Origin of the sequence: Streptomyces sp. NPDC006283, assembly GCF_040613325.1 — a bacterium.
Lineage (GTDB): Bacteria > Actinomycetota > Actinomycetes > Streptomycetales > Streptomycetaceae > Streptomyces.
The window spans coordinates 1-3,529 of sequence record NZ_JBEXRZ010000379.1 but is presented as its reverse complement, the minus strand read 5'-3'; the positions used below and the strand labels follow the sequence as shown (position 1 = coordinate 3,529).

Genomic DNA, 3,529 nt, shown 5'->3' with positions numbered 1-3,529 from the left:
GTCGGCAAGTTCGTCGAGTTCTACGGTGAGGGCGTCGCCGCCACCTCCCTCGCCAACCGCGCCACCATCGGCAACATGTCGCCGGAGTTCGGCTCATCCTTCACCGAGGCTTCCACCCAGCTCGACACCGTGCACGTCCACGACCTGGCCCCGGACGCCTCGACCATCACACTTCACGACCATGGGCTCCGCCGGGGCTGCATGACCCACCACGTTCCTGCCTGGGCCCGTGCCCTGTCAGGGGCTGCCGCTTTCGTCTGGAGGATGAGGCCGGCACCAACGGACTGCTTTCCGAGATCCGTTGGGCAGCACCGCCCTGCCGTCCCTGACCGCCTTCGCCGAGAGCTGCAAACTCCGCCCGCCCCAGCCACCTCGCCCCAAACGACGCCGTCCCCGGCAAGGAACGCCACAGCGATCCCAGAAGGGCGGCAGGGGCTCCCGGTGCGAAGTAGTGCGCTGTGTACTCGAACACGAGCGCAAGGCCCGACCACCGTGGAATTGGCTGCCGGTGCCAGCGAGTGTGCTCGGGCACGGCCGGGACGAGATCCTGGGGAGCCGCCTACTCGTGTCTGGGGCATCGCAGGTCGGGGTTTCGAGGACAGCGTTTGTCGACCGGTTCCGGAGTCAGTTGGTGATCGCCAGGATCGTGAATGTCGAGGAGAAACGACGGCGCCCTCGGGCCGCGCCCGTGCTGATGCGGATTCTTGAAAACCACCTTCGTTCCTCAGAACGGTTGCGTGATCAATGAGGGGCCGGGCCGTCCACTCGTTGCCGTTCAGTCCTCGACCTACTGGATCGGGATGGAGCATCGCCGCAGGACCGGAGCTCGCCCGACGCAACCGGTTTACCAGTGGCCGCGGCATAGGCCAGGTTCACCGCCAGAGCGGCCGCGGGCAGGCAGAAGAACACGAACCAGGGGCCCAACGCATAGTCGCCTACTCGGAAATGGGCCCAGAGAGCGCCGATGAAGTACAGCACGAGACTGGCAGCGGCGAGCGCCCCCAGTACCGGCACGATAAACTCAGCCAGTAGCCCCAGCGCGCCCGCCCCCAGCATCCGCAACCGGATCGCCGCCTGGAACACCGAACCGAAGCCCCACGTCTGGACCAAGACCGCAGACGAAATCCTCGAACGCCTTGCCTCGTATCTGTCGCTTTGCGGGGTCCGGTTTGCCAACTGTGTGCACGTCGTGGCGTGGGGTGGGTCGGGTGTAATTGCGACCCGGCGGGCGTCCTGGGCCGGGCCGGGAGGATTTCGGTGCTTCGGCGGGCAGGCGGCCTTGGGGCGGAGGTGCCGGAAGTCGCGGCGGACTCGGGTGGGAGTGAGCCTGTCGGGCGGGCTGGGTTTCTCCCATGGCCGGCGCAGGTCGGCCGCCAGCGGGCGGGCAGCCGGAGCTGGGTGAAGGAGGCGAGGATCAGCCAGGTCCACCGGTCGGCGGCCTCGGGGCTGCGGATCTTCGGGCAGGTCCACCCGAGCGTCTGCTTGAAGTGCCGGAATGTGTGCTCGATGTCGTCGCCGCAGGAGGCCTGCCAGAGCAGGTCGACTTCCGTCCCGGTGGCGTCGGTGCCCGACCACCACAGCCACACCGGCTTTGGTGTCGCGCCGCTGGGCAGGTGATCGACCTGCAGGCGGATCACGGTGCCTTCGATCACCGGCAGGGCGCCGAGTTGGGCGGTCCAGGCGGAGCGATGGGTCATTCTCGGGTGGAGGCGGTTCCATGCCCAGGCCGTGGCGGTGCCGTAGAGACGGGTCTCGGTGGCCGTTGCCGCGTCGGGGGTGTTCCAGGTGATGGGGTCACCGAAGACGAACTCGCTGCCGTGACGGGGTGGACGGCCACGGGTGCCGGGCTTCCGCGGCGGGACCGCGCGGCGAAGGACACGGTCCGAGCGCATCCGGCCCAGCACCTGCACCAGCAGATCCCGTAGAAGGAAGGCCAGACGGGGCACGTCGTAACCAGCGTCCACCACGACGAGGACGTCCAGGTCGCCGTCGTGCCACTGCCGGCTGCGATCAGGCGCTCGATGAGCTCACGCATCTGCCGAGCAGTGACGGTCGCGGCATCGTCGCCCGGTGCCAGACGCAGTGCGTCCAGCGGCGCGGTCCATGAACTGCGGCCGGTCTCCAGCGCGCAGATCACCGAGTATGGCCAGCCAGGAACGGGAATGTGCTGGTCCTTGCCCCGTCCATAAGTATGGCACAGGATCCGCTGCGGTGAGGTGTGGGCGTCGGGCCGCAGCCAGCAGGTGATGTCGGCGGCCAGGACCAGCCGTCCATCCGCCGCCCGCAGCCGGGCCACGTCCAGCTGGCCCGCAGCCAGGGCGTCGTAGAGTCCACCATGCCCACGACCGTGTTCACCCACCAGCGACAACTCCACCAGCGACCGGACCGGGCCGTCCGCACACAACACGGCGTCCGCCAGCTCGAACAATGCATCCGCACGCCGCAAGGCAGGCATGGAACTCACCCCGGAAGCGTGACAGTTCCGCAAACGGACCCTGTCGGACAGCATGGTGCAACAGACTCATCCCCACGGCCTTCGTGCTGAGCGTGTGTGTTCCTTGGTCGGAGCACATACTCAGCCGAAGGCCGCCTGAACCTACGGCAGTTGTCGGTCTGAGTGATCAAGTACGAGGAGTCGTTCGACCCCGCAAGGTCAAAAATCAAGCTAGTAGGAGTTGTCTTCAAATGTCACGCCCGTATCAGGAGCGATGCGTGGGTGACGGCTGCCTGGTAGGACTCGGTGGTCTTGTCGAAGCGGGTGGCGATGCCGCGCCATTGCTTCAAGCGGTTGAAGCAGTGTTCGATCACGTTGCGCCGTTTGTAGAGCTGTTTGTCGAAGGCCGGCGGGCGCCCGCCCCGTCTGCCGCGTCGGAGCCGGTTGCGGATCTGGTCGGCCCGCTCCGGGATGGTGTGGGTGATGCCCCGCCGTCTGAGCCAGGTCCGGATGGCCCTGGAGCTGTAGCCCTTGTCGCCCAGCACGTGGGCGGGCCGGACCCGTGGCCGCCCCGGGCCGAGCCGGGGCACCCGTATCGCCTCCATCACGGCGGTGAACTGGGTGCAGTCGTTGGTGTTCCCGCTCGTGACGGTAAGGCGAGCGGGTGGCCGATGGCATCGCAGGCCAAGTGAATCTTGCTGGTCAGGCCACCTTGGGAACGTCCGAGGGCCGGGCTGCGGAGCCCCCTTTTCGGGCCCCGGCGGCGTGCTGGTGGGCGCGGACGACGGTGGAGTCGACCGACACGAGCCAGTCGATGTCACCAGCCGCGCCGCCCTCGCCTTGGCGGCCCGGAGCATCCGCTCGAACGTGCTGTCCAAGGCCCAGCGGCGGAAAGCAGTCCCGGACGCTTCCGCTTCCGCTAGCTCAGACGGTACCCGACACCTCTGTCAGTCGAGCTTTCTCGGCTGGGCCGTTCTACTCGTGGCTGTGGCGGCCATGATCGGCGTCACCATCCTGGCCTCGAGCGGCCAGTTACTGAGGTTGTAAGCGTGGTGTCGTCAGTGTGAGGCCGGTCGCGGTGAGGCATCCGTCGAC

Annotated in this window: 3 protein-coding genes and 1 pseudogene; 1 reads left to right on the top strand and 3 read right to left on the bottom strand. The window is 67.6% G+C overall.

The window, feature by feature from the left end:
- On the top strand, nt 1-708 hold a 708-nt coding region (locus ABZ070_RS36210), incomplete at its 5' end, for an aconitase family protein (RefSeq protein ID WP_356640318.1).
- A gap of 33 nt (nt 709-741) precedes the next feature.
- On the opposite strand, the gene ABZ070_RS36205 is transcribed toward ABZ070_RS36210, so the two are convergent.
- The 3 genes and pseudogenes from ABZ070_RS36205 to ABZ070_RS36195 all read right to left on the bottom strand — a co-directional run bounded on the left by ABZ070_RS36205 (nt 742) and on the right by ABZ070_RS36195 (nt 3,312).
- Nucleotides 742-1,110, bottom strand: a complete 369-nt coding sequence (locus ABZ070_RS36205) for a DoxX family protein (RefSeq protein ID WP_356640320.1) — start codon at nt 1,108-1,110, stop codon at nt 742-744.
- Nucleotides 1,111-1,141: 31 nt separating this feature from the next.
- Nucleotides 1,142-2,525, bottom strand: a pseudogene (locus tag ABZ070_RS36200) (NF041680 family putative transposase); the annotation flags it as partial.
- A 163-nt stretch (nt 2,526-2,688) separates the two neighbouring features.
- Nucleotides 2,689-3,312 (bottom strand): IS5 family transposase, encoded by a 624-nt coding sequence (locus ABZ070_RS36195; RefSeq protein WP_356640316.1) that lies wholly within the window; start codon nt 3,310-3,312, stop codon nt 2,689-2,691.
- Nucleotides 3,313-3,529: the final 217 nt, after the last annotated feature.